29 protein-coding genes and 1 other RNA gene are annotated in these 24,390 nt (G+C 68.3%); 14 read left to right on the top strand and 16 right to left on the bottom strand.

Annotated features, from left to right (window positions below):
• Nucleotides 1-31 precede the first annotated feature (31 nt).
• The 4 genes from ACFY2X_RS13510 to rnpB all read left to right on the top strand — a co-directional run bounded on the left by ACFY2X_RS13510 (nucleotide 32) and on the right by rnpB (nucleotide 3,474).
• On the top strand, nucleotides 32-883 hold the full coding sequence (locus ACFY2X_RS13510; protein WP_389937183.1) for a Nif3-like dinuclear metal center hexameric protein: 852 nt from the start codon (nucleotides 32-34) through the stop codon (nucleotides 881-883).
• On the top strand, nucleotides 880-1,620 hold the full coding sequence (locus ACFY2X_RS13505; protein ID WP_389937180.1) for a zinc ribbon domain-containing protein: 741 nt from the start codon (nucleotides 880-882) through the stop codon (nucleotides 1,618-1,620). Before ACFY2X_RS13510 ends, ACFY2X_RS13505 begins: the two co-directional genes overlap by 4 nt.
• A complete protein-coding gene (locus ACFY2X_RS13500) occupies nucleotides 1,617-2,966 on the top strand; it encodes a bifunctional RNase H/acid phosphatase (protein WP_389937177.1) in 1,350 nt (449 codons plus the stop codon). The genes ACFY2X_RS13505 and ACFY2X_RS13500 overlap by 4 nt, the downstream gene beginning before the upstream one ends.
• Nucleotides 2,967-3,081: 115 nt before the next feature.
• Nucleotides 3,082-3,474, top strand: an RNA gene (gene rnpB / locus ACFY2X_RS13495) — RNase P RNA component class A.
• A gap of 154 nt (nucleotides 3,475-3,628) precedes the next feature.
• Here rnpB and ACFY2X_RS13490 read toward each other — a convergent pair.
• Together ACFY2X_RS13490 and ACFY2X_RS13485 are read right to left on the bottom strand one after the other, a co-directional pair.
• Nucleotides 3,629-3,805 (bottom strand): hypothetical protein, encoded by a 177-nt coding sequence (locus tag ACFY2X_RS13490; RefSeq protein WP_389937174.1) that lies wholly within the window; start codon nucleotides 3,803-3,805, stop codon nucleotides 3,629-3,631.
• Nucleotides 3,802-4,017 (bottom strand): hypothetical protein, encoded by a 216-nt coding sequence (locus ACFY2X_RS13485; protein ID WP_389937171.1) that lies wholly within the window; start codon nucleotides 4,015-4,017, stop codon nucleotides 3,802-3,804. The genes ACFY2X_RS13490 and ACFY2X_RS13485 overlap by 4 nt, the downstream gene beginning before the upstream one ends.
• Nucleotides 4,018-4,169: 152 nt before the next feature.
• Between ACFY2X_RS13485 and ACFY2X_RS13480 the strand changes: the two genes are divergently transcribed.
• Genes ACFY2X_RS13480 through ACFY2X_RS13470 form a run of 3 tightly spaced genes read left to right on the top strand, consistent with a single transcriptional unit; the run spans nucleotide 4,170 to nucleotide 5,868 of the window.
• Nucleotides 4,170-4,910 (top strand): XRE family transcriptional regulator, encoded by a 741-nt coding sequence (locus tag ACFY2X_RS13480; protein ID WP_389937168.1) that lies wholly within the window; start codon nucleotides 4,170-4,172, stop codon nucleotides 4,908-4,910.
• A gap of 3 nt (nucleotides 4,911-4,913) precedes the next feature.
• Nucleotides 4,914-5,393: an NUDIX hydrolase gene (locus ACFY2X_RS13475; protein ID WP_389937165.1), complete on the top strand. Its 480-nt coding sequence runs from the start codon at nucleotides 4,914-4,916 to the stop codon at nucleotides 5,391-5,393.
• Nucleotides 5,329-5,868, top strand: a complete 540-nt coding sequence (locus tag ACFY2X_RS13470; RefSeq protein WP_389937684.1) for a nuclear transport factor 2 family protein — start codon at nucleotides 5,329-5,331, stop codon at nucleotides 5,866-5,868. The genes ACFY2X_RS13475 and ACFY2X_RS13470 overlap by 65 nt, the downstream gene beginning before the upstream one ends.
• Before the next feature lie 2 nt (nucleotides 5,869-5,870).
• Here the strand turns inward: ACFY2X_RS13470 and ACFY2X_RS13465 are convergent, their stop codons facing one another.
• The gene (locus ACFY2X_RS13465) at nucleotides 5,871-6,026 is read right to left on the bottom strand and encodes a hypothetical protein (RefSeq protein ID WP_389937163.1); all 156 of its coding nucleotides are present in this window, start codon (nucleotides 6,024-6,026) and stop codon (nucleotides 5,871-5,873) included.
• An 8-nt stretch (nucleotides 6,027-6,034) separates the two neighbouring features.
• Between ACFY2X_RS13465 and ACFY2X_RS13460 the strand changes: the two genes are divergently transcribed.
• Both ACFY2X_RS13460 and ACFY2X_RS13455 read left to right on the top strand, forming a co-directional pair.
• The gene (locus ACFY2X_RS13460) at nucleotides 6,035-6,511 is read left to right on the top strand and encodes a hypothetical protein (RefSeq protein WP_389937160.1); all 477 of its coding nucleotides are present in this window, start codon (nucleotides 6,035-6,037) and stop codon (nucleotides 6,509-6,511) included.
• A 127-nt stretch (nucleotides 6,512-6,638) separates the two neighbouring features.
• Nucleotides 6,639-7,139, top strand: a complete 501-nt coding sequence (locus ACFY2X_RS13455) for a hypothetical protein (protein ID WP_389937158.1) — start codon at nucleotides 6,639-6,641, stop codon at nucleotides 7,137-7,139.
• Between the two features lie 37 nt (nucleotides 7,140-7,176).
• Here ACFY2X_RS13455 and ACFY2X_RS13450 read toward each other — a convergent pair whose 3' ends face one another.
• The 3 genes from ACFY2X_RS13450 to ACFY2X_RS13440 all read right to left on the bottom strand — a co-directional run bounded on the left by ACFY2X_RS13450 (nucleotide 7,177) and on the right by ACFY2X_RS13440 (nucleotide 8,525).
• Nucleotides 7,177-7,725 carry an HD domain-containing protein gene (locus tag ACFY2X_RS13450; protein ID WP_389937155.1) on the bottom strand — a complete coding sequence of 183 codons (549 nt, stop codon included), beginning with the start codon at nucleotides 7,723-7,725 and terminating at the stop codon, nucleotides 7,177-7,179.
• Between the two features lie 65 nt (nucleotides 7,726-7,790).
• A complete protein-coding gene (locus tag ACFY2X_RS13445; protein WP_389937152.1) occupies nucleotides 7,791-8,261 on the bottom strand; it encodes a GntR family transcriptional regulator in 471 nt (156 codons plus the stop codon).
• 3 nt (nucleotides 8,262-8,264) lie between these two features.
• Entirely contained in the window at nucleotides 8,265-8,525 is a 261-nt protein-coding gene (locus tag ACFY2X_RS13440) for a hypothetical protein (protein ID WP_389937149.1), read from the bottom strand.
• 168 nt (nucleotides 8,526-8,693) lie between these two features.
• On the opposite strand from ACFY2X_RS13440, the gene ACFY2X_RS13435 reads away from it, so the two are divergent.
• Nucleotides 8,694-8,948 (top strand): transposase, encoded by a 255-nt coding sequence (locus ACFY2X_RS13435; RefSeq protein WP_389937146.1) that lies wholly within the window; start codon nucleotides 8,694-8,696, stop codon nucleotides 8,946-8,948.
• Here the strand turns inward: ACFY2X_RS13435 and ACFY2X_RS13430 are convergent.
• A complete protein-coding gene (locus tag ACFY2X_RS13430; RefSeq protein ID WP_389937699.1) occupies nucleotides 8,878-9,063 on the bottom strand; it encodes a hypothetical protein in 186 nt (61 codons plus the stop codon). The genes ACFY2X_RS13435 and ACFY2X_RS13430 overlap by 71 nt on opposite strands.
• 299 nt (nucleotides 9,064-9,362) lie before the next feature.
• Between ACFY2X_RS13430 and ACFY2X_RS13425 the strand changes: the two genes are divergently transcribed.
• Nucleotides 9,363-9,653: a YiaA/YiaB family inner membrane protein gene (locus ACFY2X_RS13425; RefSeq protein WP_389937144.1), complete on the top strand. Its 291-nt coding sequence runs from the start codon at nucleotides 9,363-9,365 to the stop codon at nucleotides 9,651-9,653.
• 18 nt (nucleotides 9,654-9,671) lie between these two features.
• On the opposite strand, the gene ACFY2X_RS13420 is transcribed toward ACFY2X_RS13425, so the two are convergent.
• Nucleotides 9,672-10,322 (bottom strand): response regulator, encoded by a 651-nt coding sequence (locus ACFY2X_RS13420; protein WP_389937141.1) that lies wholly within the window; start codon nucleotides 10,320-10,322, stop codon nucleotides 9,672-9,674.
• 43 nt (nucleotides 10,323-10,365) lie between these two features.
• Nucleotides 10,366-11,499, bottom strand: a complete 1,134-nt coding sequence (gene macS, locus ACFY2X_RS13415) for a MacS family sensor histidine kinase (protein WP_389937139.1) — start codon at nucleotides 11,497-11,499, stop codon at nucleotides 10,366-10,368.
• 448 nt (nucleotides 11,500-11,947) lie between these two features.
• Here macS and ACFY2X_RS13410 point away from each other — a divergent pair, with 448 nt between their 5' ends.
• Complete coding sequence (locus ACFY2X_RS13410) at nucleotides 11,948-12,412, top strand: hypothetical protein (protein ID WP_389937137.1); 465 nt, start codon at nucleotides 11,948-11,950, stop codon at nucleotides 12,410-12,412.
• 208 nt (nucleotides 12,413-12,620) lie between these two features.
• Here ACFY2X_RS13410 and ACFY2X_RS13405 read toward each other — a convergent pair whose 3' ends face one another.
• From ACFY2X_RS13405 to ACFY2X_RS13390, 4 genes are all read right to left on the bottom strand, one after another.
• Nucleotides 12,621-13,565, bottom strand: coding sequence for an ADP-ribosylglycohydrolase family protein (locus ACFY2X_RS13405; RefSeq protein WP_389937134.1), 945 nt, complete (start codon nucleotides 13,563-13,565; stop codon nucleotides 12,621-12,623).
• A 401-nt stretch (nucleotides 13,566-13,966) separates the two neighbouring features.
• Nucleotides 13,967-14,872, bottom strand: a complete 906-nt coding sequence (locus tag ACFY2X_RS13400) for an RDD family protein (protein WP_389937132.1) — start codon at nucleotides 14,870-14,872, stop codon at nucleotides 13,967-13,969.
• Nucleotides 14,873-15,236: 364 nt separating this feature from the next.
• Entirely contained in the window at nucleotides 15,237-16,040 is an 804-nt protein-coding gene (locus ACFY2X_RS13395) for a hypothetical protein (protein ID WP_389937129.1), read from the bottom strand.
• A 245-nt stretch (nucleotides 16,041-16,285) separates the two neighbouring features.
• Complete coding sequence (locus tag ACFY2X_RS13390) at nucleotides 16,286-16,453, bottom strand: hypothetical protein (RefSeq protein WP_389937127.1); 168 nt, start codon at nucleotides 16,451-16,453, stop codon at nucleotides 16,286-16,288.
• Nucleotides 16,454-16,644: 191 nt separating this feature from the next.
• Between ACFY2X_RS13390 and ACFY2X_RS13385 the strand changes: the two genes are divergently transcribed.
• Complete coding sequence (locus ACFY2X_RS13385) at nucleotides 16,645-19,806, top strand: BTAD domain-containing putative transcriptional regulator (protein WP_389937124.1); 3,162 nt, start codon at nucleotides 16,645-16,647, stop codon at nucleotides 19,804-19,806.
• 14 nt (nucleotides 19,807-19,820) lie between these two features.
• Here the strand turns inward: ACFY2X_RS13385 and ACFY2X_RS13380 are convergent, their stop codons facing one another.
• Genes ACFY2X_RS13380 through ACFY2X_RS13370 form a run of 3 tightly spaced genes read right to left on the bottom strand, consistent with a single transcriptional unit; the run spans nucleotide 19,821 to nucleotide 20,774 of the window.
• A complete protein-coding gene (locus tag ACFY2X_RS13380) occupies nucleotides 19,821-19,946 on the bottom strand; it encodes a hypothetical protein (RefSeq protein ID WP_389937120.1) in 126 nt (41 codons plus the stop codon).
• A gap of 36 nt (nucleotides 19,947-19,982) precedes the next feature.
• Nucleotides 19,983-20,249, bottom strand: a complete 267-nt coding sequence (locus ACFY2X_RS13375) for a tyrosine-type recombinase/integrase (RefSeq protein ID WP_389937117.1) — start codon at nucleotides 20,247-20,249, stop codon at nucleotides 19,983-19,985.
• An 18-nt stretch (nucleotides 20,250-20,267) separates the two neighbouring features.
• Nucleotides 20,268-20,774 (bottom strand): monooxygenase family protein, encoded by a 507-nt coding sequence (locus ACFY2X_RS13370; RefSeq protein ID WP_389937114.1) that lies wholly within the window; start codon nucleotides 20,772-20,774, stop codon nucleotides 20,268-20,270.
• 368 nt (nucleotides 20,775-21,142) lie between these two features.
• Here ACFY2X_RS13370 and ACFY2X_RS13365 point away from each other — a divergent pair, with 368 nt between their 5' ends.
• Complete coding sequence (locus tag ACFY2X_RS13365; protein ID WP_389937113.1) at nucleotides 21,143-24,346, top strand: ATP-binding protein; 3,204 nt, start codon at nucleotides 21,143-21,145, stop codon at nucleotides 24,344-24,346.
• Nucleotides 24,347-24,390: the final 44 nt, after the last annotated feature.

The following is a 24,390-nucleotide window of genomic DNA, read 5'->3' as shown; positions in this document are numbered from 1 at the left end:
GCGCCGTGAAATAGGCCGGTATTCTGCGCACGTGCCTATTCTTGCGGACGTCGTCCAAGAGCTCGAATCGTTCTACGACCCCAGATGGGCGGAGTCGTGGGACGCGGTCGGACTTGTCTGCGGTGACCCTTCCGCGCAGGTGCGCAAGATCCTGTTCGCCGTGGACCCGGTGGCGGTCGTCGCCGACGAGGCCATCGAGTGGGGCGCCGACCTGATCGTCACGCACCATCCGCTCTACCTGCGCGGCACCACCAGCGTGGCGGCCACCACCTTCAAGGGCCGCCTGATCCACAAACTGATCAAGAACGATGTCGGCCTCTTCACCGCCCACACCAACGCCGACGTCGCCGACCCCGGCGTCTCCGACGCGCTCGCCCGCGCCGTGGGACTGACCGGCCCGCTGACGCCCCTGTCTCCTTCGCAGGACGATCCCCGGCGCGGCCTCGGCCGCGTCGGCTCGCTGCCCGCCCCGATCTCCCTCCGCGAGTTCGCCCGGCAGGCCGCGCGCGGGCTTCCCCGTACGGCGGGCGGCCTGAGGGTCGCCGGAGACCTCGACCGCCAGGTCCAGCGGATCGCGGTGAGCGGGGGATCGGGAGACTCCCTCCTCGGCACGGCCCGCGCCGCCGGAGTGGACGTCTTCCTCACCGCGGACCTGCGCCACCATCCGGCGAGCGAGTTCATGGAGGCCTCCCTCATGGAGGCCTCCGAGGGGCCCGCGCTGATCGACGCCGCCCACTGGGCCACCGAATGGCCCTGGCTGGCCGACGCGGCACACCGTCTGACGTCCGCGTCGGCGGCGAAGGGGAATACTGTTGAGACACGCGTATCCGAGACGGTCACGGACGCCTGGAAGACAACAGCAGAGTGCGAGGATTTGAAGTGAAAGCAGCCCCGGCAGCCCAGAAGCGCCTGCTCGATCTGGCCGAACTCGACGCCGCCCTTGACCGGCTGGCCCATCGCCGTCGCACTCTGCCGGAGCTGGCCGAGATCGATGAGATCTCCGCCCGCGTGGCCCGGCTCGCGACCCAGACGATCGCCGCCGAGACCGAGGCGAGCGACCTGGCCCGCGAGCAGGTCAAGGCCGAGGCCGACGTCGACTCGGTCCGCATCCGAGCCGAGCGTGACCAGAAGCGCCTCGACTCCGGTCAGGTTTCCTCTCCCAAGGACCTGGCCAGTCTTCAGTCCGAGATCGCCTCCCTGACCCGCCGCCAGAGCGACCTGGAGGAGGTCGTGCTGGAGATCATGGAGCGCCGTGAGGCGGCCGACGAGCAGGTCACCAAGCTCGTCGCCGAGCGCGACCAGCTCACCGCCACCCGCGACCTCGCCGAAGACCGCAGGGACGCCGCCTTCGCCGAGATCGACAAGGAGGGCGCCGAGGTTCAGGGCAAGCGCGCCGGTGTCGTCTCCGACATCCCGGCCGACCTGCTCGGCCTCTACGGCAAGCTCAAGGAGCAGTTCGGGGTGGGCGCGGCGATGCTGCAGGGCACCCGTTGCCTCGGCTGCCGCACCAGCCTGTCCATCGCCGAGATCAACAGAATCAAGGCCGCCTCCCACGACGAGGTCATCCGTTGCGAGGAATGCCGCCGCATCCTGGTCCGCACCCCAGAGTCCGGCCTGTGACCTCCTTCGTGATCGAGGCCGACGGCGGGTCCCGGGGCAATCCCGGCCCCGCCGGTTACGGCGCCGTGGTCAAGGACGCCGCCGACGGCCAGGTGCTGGCCGAGACCGCCGAGGCGATCGGCACCCAGACCAACAACGTCGCCGAGTACCGCGGGTTGATCGCGGGCCTGCGGTCGGTGCTGGCTGTGGCGGGCGACGGGGCGGTCGTCGAGATCCGGATGGACTCCAAGCTGGTCATCGAGCAGATGGCCGGTCGCTGGAAGATCAAAAACGAGGGGTTGCGGCCGCTCGCGATAGAGGCGGCGGCCCTGGCCCGGCGCCTGAAGGTCACCTGGCGGTGGATCCCCAGGGAGCAGAACAAGATCGCCGACCGTCTGGCCAACGAGGCCATGGACGCCGCGGCGGCGGGCCGCCCCTGGCGCCCCGGAGAGTCCTCCGCGGCCGGGTCCTTTGCGGTCGGGTCCTCCGCCGCAGGCTCCTTCGGAGCCGGGTCCTCGGCTGACGGCTCCGTCGGTGCCGGGTCCTCGGCCGAGGGTCCCTCCGGATCTTCGGGGATCGGGCTTCCCGGCACCCCCGCCGCCGAGCCCTCCCGGAGCCAGGCGAGGGCCACCGCCCCCGCCGTCTCCACGCAAGACTCCCTTTTCGACTCCGACGACCTCCTGTCCGTGTCCTCAGAAGGGGAGAGGGCAACGCCCGCGACCCTCGGCAGCGGCTGGCGCGCGCCCACGGCCGTGGCGACCTCGCTGCTCCTGCTGCGGCACGGCGAGACCCCGCTCTCGGTGGAGCGCAGGTTCTCCGGGCTGGGCGACCCCGAGCTCACCCCCAACGGCATCGCCCAGGCGAATGCCGCCGCCGACAAACTGTCGCGCAAGCCGTACGACATCCAGGTGGTCGTCAGCTCGCCGCTCAAGCGTGCCCGCGTCACCGCCGAGATCGTCGCCGCCCGGCTCGGGCTGGAGGTGATCGTCGAAGAAGGCCTCAAGGAGACCAATTTCGGCGACTGGGAGGGCCACACGTTCACCGAGATCCAGCGCCGCTGGCCGGACGAACTCGCCGCGTGGCTGGCGGACCCGTCCGCCGCGCCGCCGAGTGGGGAGAGTTTCGAGGAGGCGGCGCGGCGGGTCCAGGCGACCGGGGACCGGCTGGTCGAGCGTTACGAAGGCAAGACGATCCTCGCGATCTCGCACGTCACGCCGATCAAGATGCTGATCCGGTTCGCGTTGCTGGCTCCCCCCGACGCGCTCTACCGCATGCATCTCGACCTGTCAGCCCTGTCCCTGATCGAGTACTACGCCGACGGGCCGGCGGTGGTCAAGGCGTTCAACGACACCTCGCATCTGCGCTGACCCGGCGACCCTCACATCGACGGCCGGACGGCCGCCTGCCCCATATTTCACCGGAGGCGACTTGCCACTCGGTTGGATACCACTTGGGAGCCGATAGACTCGAAGACACGGCGGACGAGTCGGCCGGGCGGCCGCGTCGGGTCTCTTCGGAGGCCCGCCGAGGAAGGTCCGGGCTCCACAGGGCAGGGTGGTCGGTAACGCCGACCCGGGGTGACCCGCGGGACAGTGCCACAGAAAACAGACCGCCTCCCATCAGGGAGGTAAGGGTGAAACGGTGGTGTAAGAGACCACCAGCGCCCACGGTGACGTGGGCGGCTCGGTAAACCCCACCCGGAGCAAGGTCAAGAAGGGGCGCTCCCCGGAGCGTCCCGCGCGCGACGCTTGAGGGCTGCCCGTCCGAGTCGCGCGGGTAGACCGCTTGAGGCCGCCGGCAACGGCGGTCCTAGATGGATGGTCGCCCCTTCACATCCGTGAAGGACAAAACCCGGCCTACAGGCCGACTCGTCCGCCCTGACCTGTAGCGGAGCCTCTCAGGAAGATCGAAGCCCTGAGAGGCATTCACGTGGATCCGGCTGCGGTGGCGAAGGCGTGCCGCAGGTCGTGGAACGTCATATCCACCGGAACCCCGGCTGCGAGGATCGGGGGGAGGGGGAGTAGCGGGTTCATCCGCGCACGTGGCAGCCGGTGACCCGCCGGGCCAGACCCGCCGCTGGGCTCGGAGGTGCCTCACCCAGGCGCATCCGCCGGTCCTCCTGGCGCATCCCGACCAGCACCAGCACATAGCCGACCAGTATGGTGACGCCGAGCATCAGGGCGATGATCAAGGGGATCGCGGTCACGCCCAGATCACCCCCGCCTCGACGATGCCCCGCCGGCGGTTGGCCGGACGCCGGGTCTGCCCACGCCGCTTGGTGGTCCGGCGCCGGGCCGCCTGACGCCGGAGCCACCGGTCCCGGGCGCGGCGCTTACGGCAGAGGAACTGTCCCTGCTCCAGAGCTGCGCCGCACGCGCAGGCGGGGGTCTCGTCGATCGGCCGGATGTGGTTGATCACTGTCGTCTCTCCTCTCGTCGCTGCCGGTGGTGCCGTGCGCTACGAGGGTGCGACAACGAGTCAGGACGTGATCACTACAGGACGGGACATGTTCGGGACGTCCGGTCTACGATTGCCGGATCCCTGGACGTTTCCTCTTACAGGCAGGTGAGATGGAGAACGAACGGTTACGGACGGCCCTGCTCGAACACGGCACCACGGTGGATGCGGTGGCCGAAGTCGTTCGGGTCGATGCCAAGACCGTGGAGCGGTGGATCACCCAGGGGCGCACGCCGTACCGAAAGCATCGCTTCGCGGTCGCCAGGCTCCTCGGCGTCGAGGAGGCCTACCTGTGGCCGGACGCGCTGACCCCCACACAGGTCGCCGCCGTGTCCGAAAGCGAGATCGTCACCGTCTACCCGCACCGCTGGGCGGTGCCCAAGGACGCCTGGGGACGTCTGTTCGCCGCGGCCCGGGAAGAGATCGACATACTGGTCTACAGCGGCATCTTCATCGCCCAGGACACCGGCATCGCGCGCACCTTCGCCGACAGGGCCGACGCCGGAGTGCGGGCGCGGATCCTGCTCGGCGACCCCGACTCACCCGAGATCGCCCAGCGCGGCGCGGACGAGGGCATCGACGACGGCATGGCCGCCCAGATCAAGACCGCGCTCGTGTTCTACCGAACGCTGCGAGAGCACGAGAACGTGGAGATCCGGTTCCATCACACGGTGCTGTACAACTCCATCTACCGCGCCGATGACCAGCTCATGGTCAACACCCACGTCTATGGAACCTTCGCGTCCAACGCCCCGGTCATGCACCTGCGCAAGGTGCCCGGCGGCACCATGGTGACCACGTATCTCAACAGCTTCGAGGCCGTGTGGGAGCGGGCCAGGCCGGTAGAGTCCTGACTCATGACGGCCCGCCGGATCGACTTCTACGACGACCTTTCCGCCCCCGCGCCCAACAGCCTCGTCCCGTCCGTGAACGTCGTGGTCGTCAACGACGGCGGGGACATCCTGATGATCCGCCGTAGCGACAACGACAACTGGGCCGTGCCCGGTGGCGCGATCGACCTGGGGGAGTCCCTGCCGCAGGCGGCCATCCGGGAGACGCTGGAGGAGACCGGGATCACGTGTGAGATCACCGGCCTGGTCGGCACCTACACCGACCCTCGTCATGTGATCCTCTACACCTCCAACGGCGAGGCCCGCCAGGAGTTCTCCATCGTGCTGCACGGCCGGCCGGTCAGCGGTGAGCCGACACCCAGCGACGAGTCCCGCGAGGTGCGCTGGGTGCCCCGCGACGAGATCGACGCGTTGACCATGGATCGGTCGATGCGGCTGCGACTCGGGCATTTCCTCGACACCGCCGCCGGGCCGTACATCGGGTGAACGCGCTCACGCCGACGGGCTGCACGGCGACCCGAGGCACCCGCGCCCACACGTCCCCGAACATTCCCTCGTCCTGGAAGACAGCCTCGTAACCGACCGCACCTTCACCGATGAGCTGTACGAGGCCGAACGCCATCTGCAGGCAGCACAGCTCGCCGGAGACGTCGAGGAGCTCGACCGGCTGCTCGACGAGCGGCTGATCTTCACCGGACCGCCGGACGGCTCGTGCCACCCGCGGGCCAAGCAGCTCGACCTCGACAACCACCGCTCGCGCAGGCAGGTCATGACCAAGCTCGTCCAGGAGGACCTCACCGTGCTCGTCGCGGGCACCACCGGCGTCACCTGCTTCCTGGGCACGCTGGAAGGCACATTCGCAGGCACGCCGTTCGCCTCACGCTTGCGCTACACCCGCACCTGGGTGCGCACCGACGAACACGGCTGGCGCATCCTGGCCGTCCACGCCAGTCCGGCGTAACGTCAGGTCCGCGCCTTCAGGACGGCCTGTGCGGTGTACAGGGTTGCGATGATGTACGGAGCCGCCTTGATAATCGACCGGTTGACCAGATGTCCGGGACCGTACCGGAAGTAGATCTCGGCCAGGTGTATCTCGGCCTGGGTCCGCACGGCTATCATTCATGATCGTGTCGATGTGGTTGAACCTCGCGAAGATCGATGTCGAGCTGCTGGAGTCCGTACAGGCGGACCCTGATCTGATCGGCGCGATCTTCTTCGACGATGGGCAGGCGCCCGTCGGCTTCCAGCCGGAAACCGACATGTTCGGCGATGACTACCGAACCCTCGATGCCATCGCACAGGGCAGAGCCGAGGCCGAGCATGAGAGTGCGCAGTGGCGGGAGTGTTATCCCTGGCTCGCGGCGGCGACCGGCGAGACCGGTGAGAACGACGTGGACGGCTACGAGTTCGACTACGGCCCGGCGTTCGTCCTCGATCCCGGCCAGGTGACGGCGATCGCGCAGGGCCTGATGAGCGAGGGATGGGGATTCGGCGCCACTCGACGGGACGCGGCAGAGGGCGCTTATGAGGGGTTTGAGGACCTCGGGCCGTTCTACGCGGCGGCGGCACGAGAGGGTAAGGCCATCGTGGGCGGGGTGAGCTGACCCGCTGCCGCGGCCACCGCACCGCTTCCGACGGGCTTTGCACCAGAGCCAAAACCTGTGGCCGTGCCTTGCTGGGCGCCCGTAAGGTGCCGATCATGGTGGAGAAGGCGCCCGGAGGGCGCGCCCGATGACGTTGTTCACGCACCTCACCTCGGCCGATGACGTCCGCTCGATACGGCGGGCCGGCGTGCGCGCCCGCAGCCGCGACTACGAGGGCACGGCCGGGGTGTTCTGCCTGCCGATCCTGCCCTCCTACCAGCTCACCCACCAGTGGGGCCGGGAGTTGCGGCGCGGCGGGCGGCGCACGATGGTCGCCGTCGACTTCCGGCTGCCCGACGACGAGCCGGTCCGTGTCGGCCACTACGGCCATGAGCCTGTCGAGCTCGCCAGCGCCGAGGCCGCTGCTTTGATCGCCGGATGCGAGGACGCCCGAGGGTATGAGGTCTTCGTCCCCCGGGCGATCGACGCCAAGGAGATCCACCGGGTCCGCGGCGTCAACCGGGTCACCGGCTGGCGGTACATGCCCAACGCTCACGGCAGGGTCCCCTGCCCGTGTCCGAGGTGCCTGCGGCGTGGGGAGTACGGCAGCGCGAAGATCCGCCGGAAGGCCGAAAGCCGCGGCTACTGACCCCGAAAAATGATCTGGATTGCTCCCGCCGTAGAGGTCAGCTTCGCTCCAACGCGGCCTGTACGGCGTGCACGGCCGCGGTGATGCACGGAGTCGCCTTCGTGATCGACCGGCTGACCAGGTGCTCGGGGCCGTACCGGGAATGGATCTCCAGCAGCCTGGCCTCCGCCTCGACCGGCAAGCCGTCCGGACTGGTGGTCATGTCGCAGTAGGTCAGCGCCTCGACCAGCTCGGGGCGTTCCTCGTCGAACTCGGTGTTCAGCACGTCCAGCAGGCCGCGCTCGGCCGCCTCGTACTCCGCGCACGTGTGGTGAGCCACCAGCCGGACGATCGTGTCGTCGGCCTGGTGGACGTCACGCAGGTAGCGGGCGCCGTCCAGCGCGTGAGAACCCGTGTCGACCAACGTGGGTGAGTATCCGATGTCGTGCAGCCAGGCCGCGGCGGTCAGCAGGTCGGCCTCCGCGCCGAGGATCGGCGCCAGCGACATCGAGCGCGCGGCCACTCCCTGGGTGTGCGCCCACCGGCGCGGCAATGCTTCTTGCAGCAGTTGCCGGGCCAGGTCACGTGCCCATTCGGCTTGTCCCATGCGCTTCACCATAGAAACCGTTTCCAGAGCCTTTCCAGAGATGACGCCAGACGTCCTAGGACGTCTCAAAACACTTCAGGGCGGACGAAACGTCCCTTACCGCGTCGCGTCACGACCAGTCCCTCGCGTTCCAGTTCTGCCAGGGCGTGGCGGACGGTGTTGCGCGATGCCCCGTGCTGCCGCCGCAGCGTGCTCTCACTCGGCAGAGCCGTCCCCTCCTCCAGGGCGCCCGTGGTGATCCGCTCGCGTAACTCGGCGGCGATCGCCTGGTAGCGGTACAGCGCCGCCTGCTGCTCGGTGCTCTTCACCCGGCGTCCCGCGCCGGGCATCGTGTCGATCAGCCCTTCGTCCTTCAGGATGGCCAGTACACGCCGGACCGTACTGCGGGCCACGTGAAAACGCTGGGCCAGCGCCGCCTCCGAGGGCAGGGCGCCGGCCGGAGGGTAGTGACCGGAGGCGATCTGCGCGCGGAGCCGTTCGGCGATCCGGTCGTAGACCTGCCTGCCGGTCAACCACCCGTCGATGTCGTCGGTCATGCGTCAGCGGCCGTGCGCACCGGAGATGTTGCCCAGGTTGATGTTGAGCGTGCCCTGCTCGCCCTCGTGCCAGCCGCGCCGGACCGCGGCGGCGATGTCCTCGGCGGCCATCGGCAGGTGAATCGTCGAGGTACGCTCGTCGGGCCGGTCGCCCCAGTAGAAGACGACCTGGACGTAGACGCGGCGGGTGCGGGCGTTGTGGTCGGTGATCTCCAGGCAGGGCTGGCCGCTGTGGTCGGCCGTCAGGAAGGTCGGGACGTGCATCTGCGTGAGGTGACCGCGCAGCTTGGTCAGCAGGTCCTGCTGGTGGGCGATGATCTTCTCTCAGTTCATGGGCGGGTGCTCCCGTCAGCTCGAAGGACCCGGATATGAGGTGCCGGGTGTGATTGGGCTTCCCCTCGTAACGTAGAGACATCGCCTTGAGAAACGGCGATGGCAGAAACACGACGGACGTTCGAGCAGGACTTCCGGGACGGCGCGGTCCGGATCGTTGAGGAGACCGATAAATCGGTCGCGCAGGTGGCTCGGGAGCTGGGAATCAACGCAGGCACGCTGGCCAACTGGGTGAACATGTCCCGTAAACGGCGCGCAACGACCACCAGCCCCAACTACGTCCTCACCTTGAGCGGCATGGAACACGGGGCGCGTTGCCGGTGTGGGCTTGGGAATGGTCTTCACCGTAGGTGACGTCGCGGACGTAGTGGAGCCGGTTTTCGATGCTCCAGTGGCCGCGGATCCAGGTGGCCAGGTCGGCAGGACCGGCCTGCCAGGTGGACAGGCTGGTGATCGCGTAGAGGGTCACGGCAACTGGATGGGGAAGCCTCGACCCCGGCCCTTTGATGGATGCTGAACCGCTACGACCTGCGCTGCCTCAGGTTGGTTCAGATTTGGTTGGACGCTTCCTCTTCTTATCTCCTCGGACGCTGGTGGAAACTTGTTGGCGTCGTGGAGTGACTGGCGACCGGTGCTCACCGTTCCCGCTCGGATCCGTGACCGGCATCAGGCGTGACGTTGACGAGGGTCCACTTCGGTTCATGTACTTAGACAAGGCAGGTACGCGTACTCAGGCGTCCGGCTGACTGGTGCCCGACCCTTGATGGCATGAACAAACCACTCCAGCCCGCCATGACCGCCGCTTACTTCGCGCAGTGTGTCATCTCCTTCGGCGTGGCGCTCGGTAGCGTGGCGCTCGGCATCGTCTTTCTGCCGGTCGATCCCTGGGTTCGTGCGTTTCTCGCGGTCGCCGTGCTGTACACGGTGACGTCGGCCTTCGGCCTGGCCAAGTGCGTGCGCGATCGGCAGGAACTCGGCAGCATGTCAAGCCGTGTCGACCAGGCGCGCCTTGACAAACTGCTCTCCGAGCACGACCCCTACAAGGTCGACAGTCTCTGAGCTGTCCCTCCGGTCGCCCTATGCCTCGTCGAGTCCCCGCTCGATCGCGTAACGGACGAGCTCGGCCCGGTTGTGGAGCTGGAGCTTGTTCAAGGTGTTCTGGACGTGGTTCTGCACGGTCCGGTGGCTGAGCACCAGCCGTTCGGCGACCTGTTTGTAAGATAGGCCCTTGGCGACGAGGCGCAGCACCTCGGTCTCCCGGTCGGTGAGGTGTGGCCCGTCGTTGGAAGGTCTCTGCGTGGCGAGGCGGCGATACTCGCCGAGCACCAGCCCGGCCAGACCAGGGGTGAAGACCGGTTCCCCTTCGGCTGTGCGCCGGACGGCGTCGAGAAACTCCTCCCGGCTCGCCGACTTGACCAGGTAGCCGGAGGCCCCGGCCTTGACCGCCTCGAGCACGTCTTCGTGCTCACCGCTCGCTGACAGCACCAGTACGCGGGGCGGGTGGTCGGATGCGGCCAGCCCTCTAGCCACCTCCACACCGGACAGGTCAGGAAGCCGCAGGTCGAGGATAACTACATCGGGGCGTATGGCGGCGACGACGCGAAGCGCCTGGCGGCCCTCGCCCATGGTCGCCACCACCTCGTACATGGCGTTCTCCAGGTCGCGGGCAACTGCGTCCCGCCACATCGGGTGGTCGTCCACCACCATCACCCGCAGAGCGCTGGTCATGTCGTAACTGTAAACCTGCCCGTGGTCCCGCTAGGGTGTGGGTCTATTCGTGGGCAGGAGGCCGTGCGAGGACGGGGATGACCAGATCGACCTCGGTTCCCTGGCCGGGCATGGACGTGAAACTGACGGTGCCACCGAGGCCGGCGATCCGGCCCCGGATGGACTGCGCAATGCCGAGCCTGCCCTCTGCCTCCGCCTCCGAAAGGCGTCCCGCAGGGATGCCGGGACCCTCGTCGCGCACTGTGATGGTTATCGAGACACCGTCGTTCTCGGCGAAGACCCAGGCCCTCGCGTCTTCGCCGCAGTGCCACCGGACGTTGTCGAGCGCCGCGCCCACGGCCGCGACAACCTCGCGAGCCTGACCGGCGGGGAGCGGCAAAGGGGTCGCGGGCGTCGACACGGTGACCATTGCCGTGGTGTACCGGCGTAAATGGGCCCCCACGTCGACGAGGCCCGCGCTGTCCTGCTCAGCCATGGTCGGCTGGCTACGGATCATCTCGCGCACTGCCGCTTCCTGCTCACCGGCGAGCCGTCCCAGCTCGGCGGCTTCCCCGCCGATCTCTAGCCCGCGGCGTTGCACCAGCGCCAGTACCTGAAGAACAGAGTCATGGATGCCGCGAGCGAGCCGCTCGCGTTCTCGGCCAGCCGCCTCTATCTCAACGGCCCGTTGCAGTCGTTCTTCCGCCTGTTTGGTGAGCCGGGCCACGTGGCCGACGACGGTTCCGGCGAGGATCAGCAGCACGGCTCCGTTGACGGGGACGGAGAAATCGAATCCGTGCAGACCTCGCAGCCATAGGTCGCCGAGCGACAGCACGACCGCTGCGACCGCGCCCGTCCGCCGCCCGCCGTACACGGCCCAGGCGAGAACAGGTCCCCCGATCCAGGTCGCCGTGACCGGCATCACACCCGCCGGTCCGGCATCAGGTCCTTGGACGTACGGCGAGGCCAGCATGCAGCCGAGAGTGACAAAAACGTCTATCACCAATAGAGGGCGGTTTCTTGCGGTCGAGTACGCGATGGTGGTGGCTGCGGTCCAGACCGCCATCACGCCGAGGACAAGCCAGCCCGCGACGGGACGCTGGTAGCCGCCGGCGCTCGCCAGCAACAGTGCGGCGTAGCCCAGGGAGGCGATGCGGTAGACCGCGATAGCACGCCAGAACGACCCCTCGATCCCCATGCGACCCCATCACGCTCGATCGGCGCTGTTCCTGGTGGCCCGACTATATGGCGACTCGCGTCGGATGGCGTTCCACTGGAGGCGCGTGGCCTACGGGCGCATCATCGACCGAAGTGACATGGGCGATGAGCGACAAGAGGCGATCGGCGAAAAGAGGGTGACAGGCGAGAGCGACTCCTGACGCTGGGCCTCACGAGCCTCCGACCACGCGGTCTCGTTGACACCCCTTGGCTCTGTTGCACAGCAGTCCCGTACAGCAACACCGTCTTACACGATCACATCTCACCGACCCGGATCTACCATCTGACCAGGGCATGAGCCTGCCGACCTGGGACGTGCCGTTGACTCGTAATGAAGTGATCGCAGGCTGAATCATGATCATGGTGCATTCAGGAATAGCCAAGGCATACCTGTTGAGCGAATATGCGGGAACACTAAGCTGCTGATCATGAAGCAGTCGATGATCGCGGTAATCGTGGCTGTCTGCGTGGGGATCGGCGCCGTTGCGATTGCTCCTATCGCTTTCCTGGTGTTGACGTATGGGTGCACCGCTGATGACGACCGGCTCGCTGATTCTCTGGCCACGCTCAGTGTGCTCGACGCTCATCCGGCAAGCGCAACACTGGAGGAAGGACGCGGCAGCTCTTGCGACAGCGACGACCGGATAACGACCGTCTGGCAGACCTACCGTCTTTCAGGCCCACGAGCCGACGCGCTGTCCTTCTACCGGGACGTCGCGATCAAGGAGGGGTGGGCGCCCTCTCCGGACGATGACGGTGAAGGGGTGAGCTGCTTCACCAAATCCTTCGGTGGGAGAGACATTGACCTCTCGGTGGAGTTCCCGGATGCGACGGGAGAGAAGTACGACATAAACGTGAGCTCTTCCCCGGACGGCGGGGGTTGGGGATGCTGATACCGCCAGATGCCCTGAACGCTTCGAGTCTTCACCGCTGACTACGGGGTATGAGGCTGACGACAACCGTGACGACAACGTCGGCCACCATGAGCGCACGGCGGCAGCCGTACGGCACCGCTGACCTCGGGACGGAGAAGAGGACCAGGGTGATTGGTCCGCCTGAAAAGCGGAAGGTCGTCACGCTCTGGCGGACCAGGCTCCGTCGTCAGTCTGTACTCGGACGCTCTGCGAGGTTACGAGCAAGATCGAGCAAGTGGGGCAGGCGTAGGGTTCGGCCGCCGCTTCCGGGTAGCGGAACATGTAAGGGCTCGGTCCAGTTGGCTGGAATTGCTGCCAGCCCGTACACGGCTCCGGCCAGGCCACCGGTGACCGCGGCGACAGTGTCGGTGTCGCCGCCCAGGTCGATGGCGGCGCGGATGGCATCCGCATAGCTGCGGGTGGTGCGCAGAGCCCACACGGCTGAGCCGAGACAGGGCCAGACGGCGCCGTTGAACTCGGTGGCGTGGTCGGGATGCCAGCCGGTTGCGAGGATGGCGGTGTAGCGCTGACGATGGTCGGGTGGGACGGCATTGAGGGTCTGCGAGAGCTCGTCCAAGGGGTCCGCACCGTACAGGGCGACACGTATCAGGTCGTGAAAGATCGCGGTGCCTTCCCACGCCGCCGGGTCGCCGTGGGTGAGGGCGGCGACGTGCCGAGCGGCGTCCATGGTGGCCTGCCGGCCGTCGCGGGCGAAGTACACCGCCGACGGGGTGGCTCGCATCAGCGCGCCGTTACCCGCGGCTCGATGGCTGCTCCGGTAGTGGGCGGCGGCGGCCTGGTCCCAGGGCAGGCCGCGGGTCAGTACGTCTTCGGTCTGCAAACCGATGTCTTTGGGCTCATCAGCCGCCCACCGCTGGAACCGGGCAAAGATATCCGGCAGGTCCAAGCCGCCATACTCCAGCAGCGACTCGGCTACGTGAACGGCCATCTGCGTATCGTCGGTGGCCTCGCCGGCGTCCCAGCCGCCGCCTCCACTCATCTCGCCGCCGGCACTCGGTACCGGAAAGCGGGAGGAGAACGCTCCCGCCGGGCCAAACTCGAATGGAGCGCCCAGCGCGTCGCCCACAGCCGAGCCGACGACCGCGCCAACGGCACGCTGCACAAGATTCACTCCAGCAGGCTACCGAGCTGATCGAAGGAGACGGCAGACGTCGGGATCAGGACGGGTCAGGTCGCCGGGCAGAGCGCTGTGTACAGCAGCCGAATACAGCAACACCGTCTCACACGATCACACGCCACCAACCCGCATCTGCCACGTGACCAGGGGCAGGAGCCCTCACGTCGTGACTGGCTCCCGTTTGCAAGTAGGCGCTCATGCTGCGCCTAGATCGAAACACGATGTCACCATTTAAGGCCGGGGCGGACACAGACGGCCCGGGTGCCGACCAGCGGTGAGAGGGCGATCGTGAAACCCCGACCGAAAGGGCGGCCGGTCCGCGAGGGGACGACGGCTCAGGCGGATCATCGGGAGTCAGGCCGGCTTGTCGAGTGCCGCGAGCCGCTGCGCCGCAGTTACAGCAGGTCGCGCACGACCCGAGTGCCAGCGAGGCGGTCGTGCAAGGTGCGAGCGGCCGGGTCGGCCACCGACCACAGAACGTCCACCAAGAACACGACCAGCCCGCACTGTGGCACGCAGACCAGGACAGGGAAGACAAGCGCGCGGACCGCGGCCCTGCGCCAACCCGGCCAGTGGCCGGTGTCGGCGGAGACAACGCGGATGCGCATCAGCCGCTTGCCGAACGTCCGTCCCGTCAGGACGTAAAAGAACGCGGGCACGGCGACAAGCAGCGATGTCGGTTCGTTGACCCTGAACCAGTTCAGGAGGCCGTAGTCCAAACTGCTGAGCCCTCCCTCTAAGAGACTCAGTAAGGCGACGAAGATCAAGTAATCGAAGGTGAACGCCACCGCCCGGCGCTCGGCGAACCCACTCGGCCAAGTGTCCCTCACGGTTCGGGAGGCCAGCAGCACCAGCAACGCGGAGAGCAGGAGGGCCGACTGTGCAGGCCCGTAGGCGCTCGCCACGGTCGCGAACCATTCGCTGCTGAGGACGGGGATCATCGAGCAGCCGTCCTCAGCCATGTACGAAGGGGCGGCCGGTCCGACGATCGCGAGAAAGACGAGCAGGCCGGCCACCCGGCGACCGATGATCGCTCCGTTCCCGGTGGCGGCCGACATCAGGAACCCTGTGAGGACGAGGATAGAGGGCACGCCCCATAGGAGGGCCAGGTCCGCGATCTCGTAGGCGTCCCCCAGGGGTGCCGACGCCAGTCTGGTGAGGCCAAAGCCAGCGGTGTCAAAGAACCCCACGCAGCCAAGGACGGCATAGGAGGACCCGTACTCGACTTGCCAGGCGCTCCAGGTCGAGTACGCTGCGGCGGCTAGGGCGGTCGCCCATGCGAGTTGGGCTAATCGCGACAAGATGATCTCCGTTTTCGCGACACCCTAGCGGTATGGGGAAGCCTCCATATCGACCCGTGGCACCGTGGTGGTGGCGTTGATCGGGTGGGCTCCCAAGGCTCAGAGCGAGCTCGTGTCCGTGATCCAGCGTTTCGGCTGATCATGAACGTCAACGCCGACCGACGTGTCGCCTGAAGAGGCGCTGGCCCGGGGATCTTGCTAACGCTGTTGCTAACAACGTGCCTGGACGCCGGTGTACGAACCTGGAAGCCGATCAAGCAGGAAGAGCCGCTGAGCAGCCATTCGTGACAGTGGTGGTCGTCCATAGACGATCTCGAACTGGCTACGGATCAGAAGGTCAAGCGTCCATCGAAGCCGGAGCGGCTCAGGCTGACCAGCACCATCGGTCGAGGTCGACCCACTTCGCTTCGAGGGCGGCGGCGAGTTGGCCACCGAAGGCGACGGTTCCCTCGTGGGAGGCGAACGCGATCCAAGTAAGCGCGTCATCGCTCCACACGCCCTCGGCGCCCGTGTACCGGGGTGCAAACATCTCCACGTCAACGAGGTAGTCCGCGCCGTACTCGCGTAGCTCTGTCACACGGCTGCCGCTCATCTCGAGCAGTGTGGCGCGCACCTGGGCGAGTCCCTGCTCATCCCACATCGATGCCTCCGTCAGCACGAGCGCGTCGGGCGGGGTTGGCTCGGCGAGCATCGGGTGCCACGACCTGCCCACCAGCCCCCACCGCTGCTGCAGCTGTTCCTGCCGTTCGGCCGACTCGGCAGGCGTCAACACGCGCCGGTACGCCAACGGTGTCACCCGAAGACCGCCCCGCGTAACCCAGCCATGCAGGGTCGACTGGAACAGCCGACGTTCCTCAGCCATTGCCTTGGCCTCCACCTCGTGGGACGCCGGCTGGGTGAACGGTGACTGGGCCGTGTCGGCCGCCTCTGCCAGAGCGTCGACGAGGCCGGAGAACTCGGGCAGCCGGTCTGGATCAAGCCGCTCCACCTGTTCCAGGATCGCTGCGACCACGTTGTAGCGAGGGAAGATGCGCCAGGCTTCGGGACTGTAGTCATACCCGTCCACCGCCCGCCCCTGGTTGGGCAGCTCAACGTACCGGTCAGCCAACTCGTCGTAGCGCTCTATTAGATACCGGCGTGCCGCCACGTGCAGTGTTACCGAGTCCACGCCACAGAATCCCATACCAGCCGTTACCGCCCCTCACGCCGTTCCCGTTCGCCGGCAAGCGAACAAGCGTTACCAGGAGCCAGCCACGTCACGGGACCGCGCCGCAGCTCCATCGCCGGACGGGTCGCGACTGCCCGAAACCAAGAGAACATGGCTCCGGCGCGGATCGTCGCCTCCGCACGGCCAGCGAGGTTGCGTACCCGGCGCTCGCCACGCGCGACCGCGAACACCTCCCCTGCGTGCGGCTACTCGTAGTACTCGTGCGGATGCAGCCGCTCCCCGAGTCGCTTCCACCGCTCCGCGTACCGCGCGGCATCCCTGAGCTTGTCCTGGCTCGCACCGACGACCTCGTTCAGCGTCGACAGCAGGATCCGCCGCTCCCCACGCCAAGCATGGGAACGGGATTTGATCAATGCTGGCCTGGTGATCGTGACTGCGTCGTGGCGTGTGCCCAGCTAGACGTGCCGGGGTGGTGTGGCGAGGAGCGATCTATTGAAGGTTGGGCCCGGTTCCGGATACTTGACGGGGCGGGCCTCGGCGTCGCCATCCACAAACCTGACTTCGCCGTGGGCTACTGCGGCGGATTATTGCGAAGGACGATGCCGTGGCTCACGAGCGCGCCCTCCGGATCGAGGTCCTCGGTCCGTTGCGGGTCTGGCGGGACGGCGTCGAGCTGGATACCGGCCCGCGGCAACAGGCCTTCCTGTTCGCGCTGCTGCTGGCCCACGCCGGCCGGCCCGTCAGCACGAACCAGTTGATCGGCCTCATCTGGGAAGACGACGTGCCGGCCAGCGCGCTCAACATCGTCCAGAAATACGTGGGTGCGCTCCGCCGGCTCCTCGAACCGTCGCTGCCGGCGCGGGAGAGCGGGTCCTATCTGCAGCGCCGGGGGAACAGCTACCTGTTCGTGGCCGAGTCCGAGACCCTCGATCTCGTCCTGTTCCGCCGCCGGGTGAGGGCGGCCGGGGCCGCCGTGGCCGAGGGGCGGCAGACGGCTGCGCTCGCCTGCTACGTCGACGCCCTCGGGCTGTGGCGCGGGTCCACGGCCGAGGGTTGGAATCACGGGGCTACCGCCATGTCGACGTTCGTCGCGCTCGACCACGAGTTCTTCGACGCCTGCACCGCGGCGGCCGAGCTCGCGATCTCGCTGGGCCAGCCGGAGCGCATACTCCAGCCCCTGCGCCTCGCCGCGTCGTTGGCCCCCCTGCACGAGCCGGTCCAGGCCGCCCTCGTCACGGTCCTGGCGGCTGCCGGACACCAGGCCGAGGCGTTGTCCGCCTACCTGCAGGTCCGCGCGCGGCTGGTTGAGGAACTCGGCATCGACCCCGGTCAGGCGCTACGGGCCGCCCACCAGTGGGTGCTGGGTTCCAGCGTCCCGCCACCGCAGGCCGCCGCCGACCCGATTGACGCCGGGCAGCCACCGCTGGCGGCCGCCCGGCTTGTCGGCCGGGTCGAGGAGCTCGCTGTGGTGTGGCAGGCGGTGGAGTCCGCTCTGGCCGGCCACACCGGGCTCGTCCTGGTGGAGGGCGAGCCGGGAGTCGGCAAGACACGGCTGGTCGAAGAAGTGACCGATGCGGCCCACGGGCGAGGCGCACACGTCGTGTGGGGCAACTGCCTGGAGGACGCCGGCGCACCGTCGATGTGGCCGTGGGTGCGGGCCATCGGCACGGTCCTGGACGCCCTGGCGCCGGCGTCGCGCGAGAAGTGGCTGACCAGCGAGCTCGGCTACCTCGTCGAGTCGGACGACCGGGCACCGGCCGAGCCGGAGCAGGCCGACGCCGGAGGCCAATTCCGCCTGTTCGAACGGGTCGTCGCGCTGCTCCGCGAGGTCTCCGCCGCGCGGCCGGTCGTGCTCGTTATCGACGATCTCCAGTGGGCCGACGTCGCTTCCCTGCAGCTGTTCGGTCACTTGGCCGTCCGGCTGCCGAGCGGCGTCGCGATCATCGGCACGCTCCGCGACCGCGCCCCCACGCCGGGGACGGAGTTGTCCCGGCTGCTCGCGGTGACCAGCCGGGTGTCCGGTCATCGCCGCATACGCCTCGGCCCGCTGGGCCCGGCCGGGGTCGCCGAACTCGTCCGCCGCGAGGCCGGCCGCGACCTCGGGGACGGCGTCGTGCGCAGCATCCACGCGCGCACGGCCGGCAACCCGTTCTTCGTCCGAGAGCTGTCCCGGCTGCTCGCCGCGGGGGGCTACATCAGCGGGGACGCGGCCGTGCCGTCGACCGTGCGGGACGTCGTGCGCGACCGCGTCTCGCACCTCGACGACGAGGCGCACGACCTGCTCCAAGCCGCGGCCCTCATCGGACGCGACGTCGACCTCGGCCTGCTCGCCCGCGTTGCCGGGCTCGACACCCAGACCTGTCTCGACCGGCTGGAGCCTGTCGACCACCTCGGCCTGCTCGGGCCGACTCCCGGGAACCCGTTCTCGCTGCGTTTCGCACACGACCTGGTCCGCGAGTCGGTCGCTACGGCCACGTCACCGCACCGGATGATCCGGCTGCATCTCCGCGTGGCGGACGCGCTGGAAGCCACCGAAAGCAGCGTCGAGTCCGTCGCCGAGCGCGTCGCCCACCATCTCTGGGCCGCCGGCCCCCTCGCGGACCCGTCCCGGACCGCGAGCGCGCTCATTGGTGCCGGTCGCCGGGCGGTCGCCAAATCCGCTCTCGAAGCGGCCGAACAGCATCTCCGGTCGGCGACGCAGGTGGCCCGCTCGGCGGGTCTCGCCGAGCTCGAACTGTCCGCGCTGTCACAGCTCACCGCTGTCATCGGCATGGGGCCCGGATACGTCGGCTCCGCGACCGACCTCCTCGAACGCGCCGAGCATCTGGCCCGCGAACTCGGCCGCGAGGAGGAGGCCGTCAACTTCCTGCTGTCCCGCCAGGCGGCCTACTGCCAGGGAATGCAGCTCGACCGCGCCAAACGGTTGGCGCGGCAGTTCCTCGAACAGACCGAGGCGTCGGCCGATCCCGTCCTACGCGCCTATGGCCTGCACGCGTGGGCTATCTACCGGTGGGCCATCGGCGAGATCGGCAGCGCGTTCGAATACCAGAGGCGGTCGGACCGCACGCTGCTCGAAGACATCGCCGGCTACAGCGAGTTTCCGCTGCGACGCGATCTCCACCTGATCGCGGCCGGGATGCACGCGGAGATCTCCGCACTGCACGGAGACCTTGACACGGCCAGGCCGGTGCTCGACACGTTGGAGGCCGCCGGTTCCGACCCGTACGCGATCACACTGTGGGCGGCGTTCGCCTCGGTGATCGCGGCGCTCGCCGACGACCCCGCCTGGGCACTGCGCGCCACCGAACGAGGCATCGCCGAGGACCCCGGATTCTCCTTCGCCTTCTTCGGCGCGCACCTCCGCATAATTCGGTGCTGGGCGCGCGCCGTGACGGGCCTCGACCCGGCCGGAGCCGCGGCCGAGGCCGAAACGCTGCTGACGGCGATGCTGCTCGACCCGCCGCTCACCGGCCTCGCCACCTGGTACGGCCTTATCAGCGAGATGTGGCTCGCCGCCGGTAGACCGGACGCCGCCGCAGTTGCCCTCAATCACGCCGACCGGGTCGTCGAAACCTACGGCGAGCGCTACGCCGAGGGGTTGCTGTTCCTGCTGCGGGCCCGGTTGCTGATGGCCGAAGGCGCCCGCGTCGAGGTGGCCCGGGCAGCCGCCGAGCGGGCACGTGTGCTGTCCGCCGAGCGGGGAGCTCACCTCTTCACCCGCCGGGCTGAGCAACTGGTGCGAGAGCTTGGCGGACCTGTTCCGTGACCTGACGCCGTGCGTCACGCATCGAGATCGGCGCAGGCCGCGTACGGGCGGCGGCAGTAGTAGACGACGTCGGGTGGGACGTTGGCCCACTCGGCTCGACTGATGACGACCTCGTCGAAGCGCAGGGCAAAGCGGGGCACCAGGCGAAACTGATACCCCGCCGACCACTTCGATGATCAGTCGAGAACTCCGCCAAGCTTCCCAAGAGCCTTGCGTTTCTCATCGAGGGAGGCGTGGGCGTAGATGGTCATGGTCACCTCGATGTCGCTATGGCCGACGATGTCGCGGACGACCTGGGGCGGAACTCCGAGGTTGAGCAGGAGCGTCACGCAGGTATGCCGCAGGTCGTGGAAGCGCACATCGCCGAGGCCGGCGGCCTTTCGAATCGCTCCCTTGGCATTCTGCCGACGGTCGGTGTCACAGGGCGGACACTCTGTGGTCATCGACGGTGGCCCGAGCGGCTAGGACTCGTAGAGGTCCGTCTCACTCAGGACCGGGCTGCCGTGCTCGGTGCGTCCCAGGCGAGCCGCGGAACCGAACATGGGTCCACGAGCGCGCCGGATCCCGGCGAACCGTCCGAACCCGAGCGGCTTGGGCACGTCGTCGTAGACGGCCTCCATGCCGCCCCTGATCGAGTACGTCTCGTGCCAGAAACCGGTTCCGCCCGAGTCCCGCAGGAAGTCCAGCCACCACTCCCGATGCGGCTCGGACCGGGCAAAGGTGAGCAGCGACGGCAGGTCCCGCCAGTACTGGCGCATCCCCATGTTCATCGGGAAGAACGAGTAGTACACGGGCTCGTGCAGCAGCAGCCCCTCCGGCTTGCCCGCGACCGACTCACTGATCTTCCGGCCGAAGCTGAAGAAGGTCCGGATCCCGTACAGACGATTCACCCGCATGCCGAGGTACAGGACCATGAGGTCGGGATAGGCGGATAGATCGACGGTCTGCCGGTTCACGCGAGTCGGCATCCAACGCTCCTTATGGCTCGGGTTACGCATGGGCTGGTGTCGGAGGCAGGTCATGTGCCTGCGCGGACGGGTCGTCGCTTTCATGGAGGTCACGGCGAGCGTAGAAGCGCCTCATCGCCGCCCCAGACTCAACATACGAATGCGAACTTGACTACTACTGAACGAATCTCGGTCCATTACGGGTGTGGCGGAAGACGTGCTCGATCACGCCTTTCCGGCGTTCCGCTCGTTCACTCAACTCGGCTCGAGGTGGCGTGTCCGCCGAACCTTCTACGACCAATCCTGGACCAGTAGACTCGGTGCACACTGCGGCCCGAAACGGGTTGCAAGCGGACAAATCTGCAATGCCCATCTGGGAGTCGACAGACGTGACTGGGCCAGCCCATCCCGTTAGGCCCGACGGCGAAGGTCTGTTGGTCGGCGCCGGTTCGCTGCGCCTGCAGATCCTCGGTCCGTTGCGGCTGTGGCGCGATGGCGTCGAACTGGACGCCGGCCCCCGACAGCAGGCGCAGCTGTTGGCCCTGCTCCTGGCGCGCGTGGGCCGTCCGGTCAGCACGCGAGAATTGATCGACCTGATCTGGGCCGAGGACGCCCCCGCCAGCGCGCTCAACATCATCCAGAAATACATCGGGGCATTGCGGCGGGTGCTCGAACCCGCGGTCCCCGCCCGGGCGGCCGGTACATACCTGCACCGACGCGGCGACGCGTACGTGTTCAGCGCCAGACCCGGCACGCTCGACCTGGTCACGTTCCGGGAACTCCTCGAAGCCGCCCAGGCCGCCCTCGCCGAGCAAGCACGCGAAGTGGCGCTCGACCACTACGTCACAGCGCTCGGCCTCTGGCAGGGACCCGCGGGGGACGGACTTTCCTATGGATCGATCGCGATGCCGGTCTTGGCCGCCCTCGACGACGAATTCCACGCCGCCTGCACGGCAGCGGCCGAACTGGCCGTGGCGTTACATCGACCGGAGCGGGTGATCCCGCCGTTGCAGTTGGCCGCGTCGATGGCGCTGTTCCACGAACCCGTACATGCCGGCCTCATCACCGCGCTCGGCGCCGCTGGACGGCAGGCGGAGGCGCTGTCAGCGTTCCACGCGGTCCGTGACCGCCTCGCCGAGGAGCTGGGCATCGACCCCGGCCCGGCGCTGCAGGCCGCGCACCTGCGCGTCCTGACGCAGACCCCGAGGCCGCCGGTGGTGACGAGCACGGAGAGTGAGGGTGACCGGTCACCGGCGAGGCAGGCAGCCGGACTGGTCGGCCGGGGCGAGGAACTCGGCGTGCTTCGGCAGGCCATCGAGGCGGCGCTCACCGGCCGCACCGGGCTCGCCATCGTCGAAGGCGAACCGGGCGCGGGGAAGACGCGCCTGCTGGAGGAGGCCGCCGCCGTCGCGGACCGGCGTGGCGCGCTCGTCGTCTGGGCTTCCAGTTTGGAAGGCGACGGAACACCATCGATGTGGCCATGGGAGCAGGCGCTCACCGTTGTCCTCGACAGCCTGCCCGCGTCGGCGCGTGAGAAGTGGCGGGCCGGCGAACTCGGTCGTCTCCTCGAATCCGGAGACGATGACGCCGCGCCGCCGGTTGCCGGCAGCCGTGCCCAGTTCCGCCTGTTCGAGCAGGTCGTCACTGTTATCGGCCAGGCTTCGGCGGAACGGCCGATGTTGCTGGTCATGGACGATCTTCAATGGATCGATGCCGCTTCGCTCCAACTGTTCGGCCACGTGGTGGGCCGGCTACCCACCGGAACCGCGATCATCGGCGCCCTTCGCGACCGCGCACCGACACCCGGCTCCGACCTTTCGCGGGCACTGGCCGCGGCCAGCCGGCTGCCCAGCCACCGCAGGATCCGGCTCGGTCCGCTCAGCCTGACCGACGTGGCCGAACTCATCCGCCGCGAGACCGGCCACGAACCCAGCACGGACATCGCCCGCAACATCCACGTTCGCACCGCCGGCAATCCTTTCTTCGTCCGGGAACTGTCGCGGCTTCTCAGCGACCGCGGCGCGCTCGGCGACGGTGACGCATCGGCTCGGGCCGGGGTGCCGTCCACCGTGCGAGACGTCGTCCGCGATCGGATGGTCGGCCTCGACGACAACGCTCGCGACCTTTTGCAGGTCGCGGCGCTGATCGGCCGCGACGTAGACCTCAGCCTGCTCGCCCGCGCCGCCGGTGCCGACGTCGCGGACTGTCTCGAACGCCTCGAACCGCTGCGCGCGCTCGGCCTGCTCGAATCGGAGCCGGAGGACCCGTTCTCGTGGCGCTTCGCGCACGACCTGGTTCGCGAATCGGTCACGGAGACCATGGCGCACGGGCGTGCCACCCGGCTGCACCTGCGGGTCGCGGACGCGCTCGAAGAAAGCCAAGCGGACGACGAGTCCATCACCGAACGCCTCGCCTTCCACCTGTGGGCCGCCAGGCACCTCGCCGACCCGGTTCGTATCGCAGAGGCGCTGAAGCGCGCAGGTCGTCGCGCGGCGGCCAAGCTCGCGTTCGCCGCCGCAGATCGGCACCTGGAATCTGCCGCCCAGATCGCGCGGACCGCCGGGCTTCCGGAACTCGAGCTCTCCGCCCTGTCGCTCCTCGCCATCGCCCCGCGTCGGCAAGCCGGGTTCGGCGGCACGACCTTCGATCTGCTGGAGCGTGCGGAACTTCTGGCCCGCCAACTCGGCCGGGAGGTAGAGGCCGCGGGCCTCCTCTTCGCTCGCCTGTTCGGGGCCTACACCTTCCTGGAGTGGGACCGCGTTCGTCTGGTCCGCCGGCTGTACGACCAAGGGGAGGCGTCCTCCGATCTGGTCGTCCGAGTGTACGGCCGGCAAGCCTGGGGCCTGCACCAGTGGGACATCGGCAACATCGGCGAGGCATACCGGTGCTTCAGCGAGAACAACCCCGCTCTTCTCGACGGGGTCGTCTCCTCGCACAGCGAGACCCCGATCCGGCGTGACGTCTCGGGTGAGTGGCCCGGCTGGCTGGCCGTCATTACGGCGCTACATGGTGACGTCGAGACGGCGGGGGTCATGATCGACAAGTGGAACGGCCCCGACGACTCGTATGCGGTCGCGACCTGGGCCTACTACATCACCATCATCGCCTCGATGGCCGGTGACGCGGGCTGGGTGATGCGCACGATCGACCGGTGGACGGCCGTTGGCACCGGCCGTGCCGCCATCCAGCAGGAGCACTACATCCGGCTGAACTGGTACTGGGCCCGTGCCCTCACCGGCGATGACCCGGCCGGTATCGCGGCGGAGGCCGAACAGCTCGTGGCCGGGACGCTGGTCGACCCGCCGCGGTGGGGCGTCGCGTACCACCACGGACTGCTCGCCGAGATGTGGTTGGCCGCCGGTAGGCCGGACAAGGCGGCCATCGCCCTCGACCGAGCGGACCAGGCACTGGAGGCCTACGGCCAACGCTACGCCGAAGGACTTGTGCTGCTGCTGCGGGCACGCCTGCTCCACGCCCGCGGCGAACCCGCCGAAGTCGTACGAGCCGCTGCGGAAAAGGCCCGCGACCAGTCCAACGAACGTGAGTCCCACCTCTTCGCCCGCCGCGCAGAGAGCTTCCTTGCCGAGCTTTGATCGCACTGCTCAGCACGAGCGACACCGTCGCGGGGAACCGCCTT

The sequence above is a fragment of the Streptosporangium sp. NPDC000396 genome, from assembly GCF_042898655.1.
In the GTDB taxonomy this organism is placed as follows: Bacteria; Actinomycetota; Actinomycetes; order Streptosporangiales; family Streptosporangiaceae; genus Streptosporangium.
This window is presented reverse-complemented; position numbering and strand designations above follow the sequence as displayed.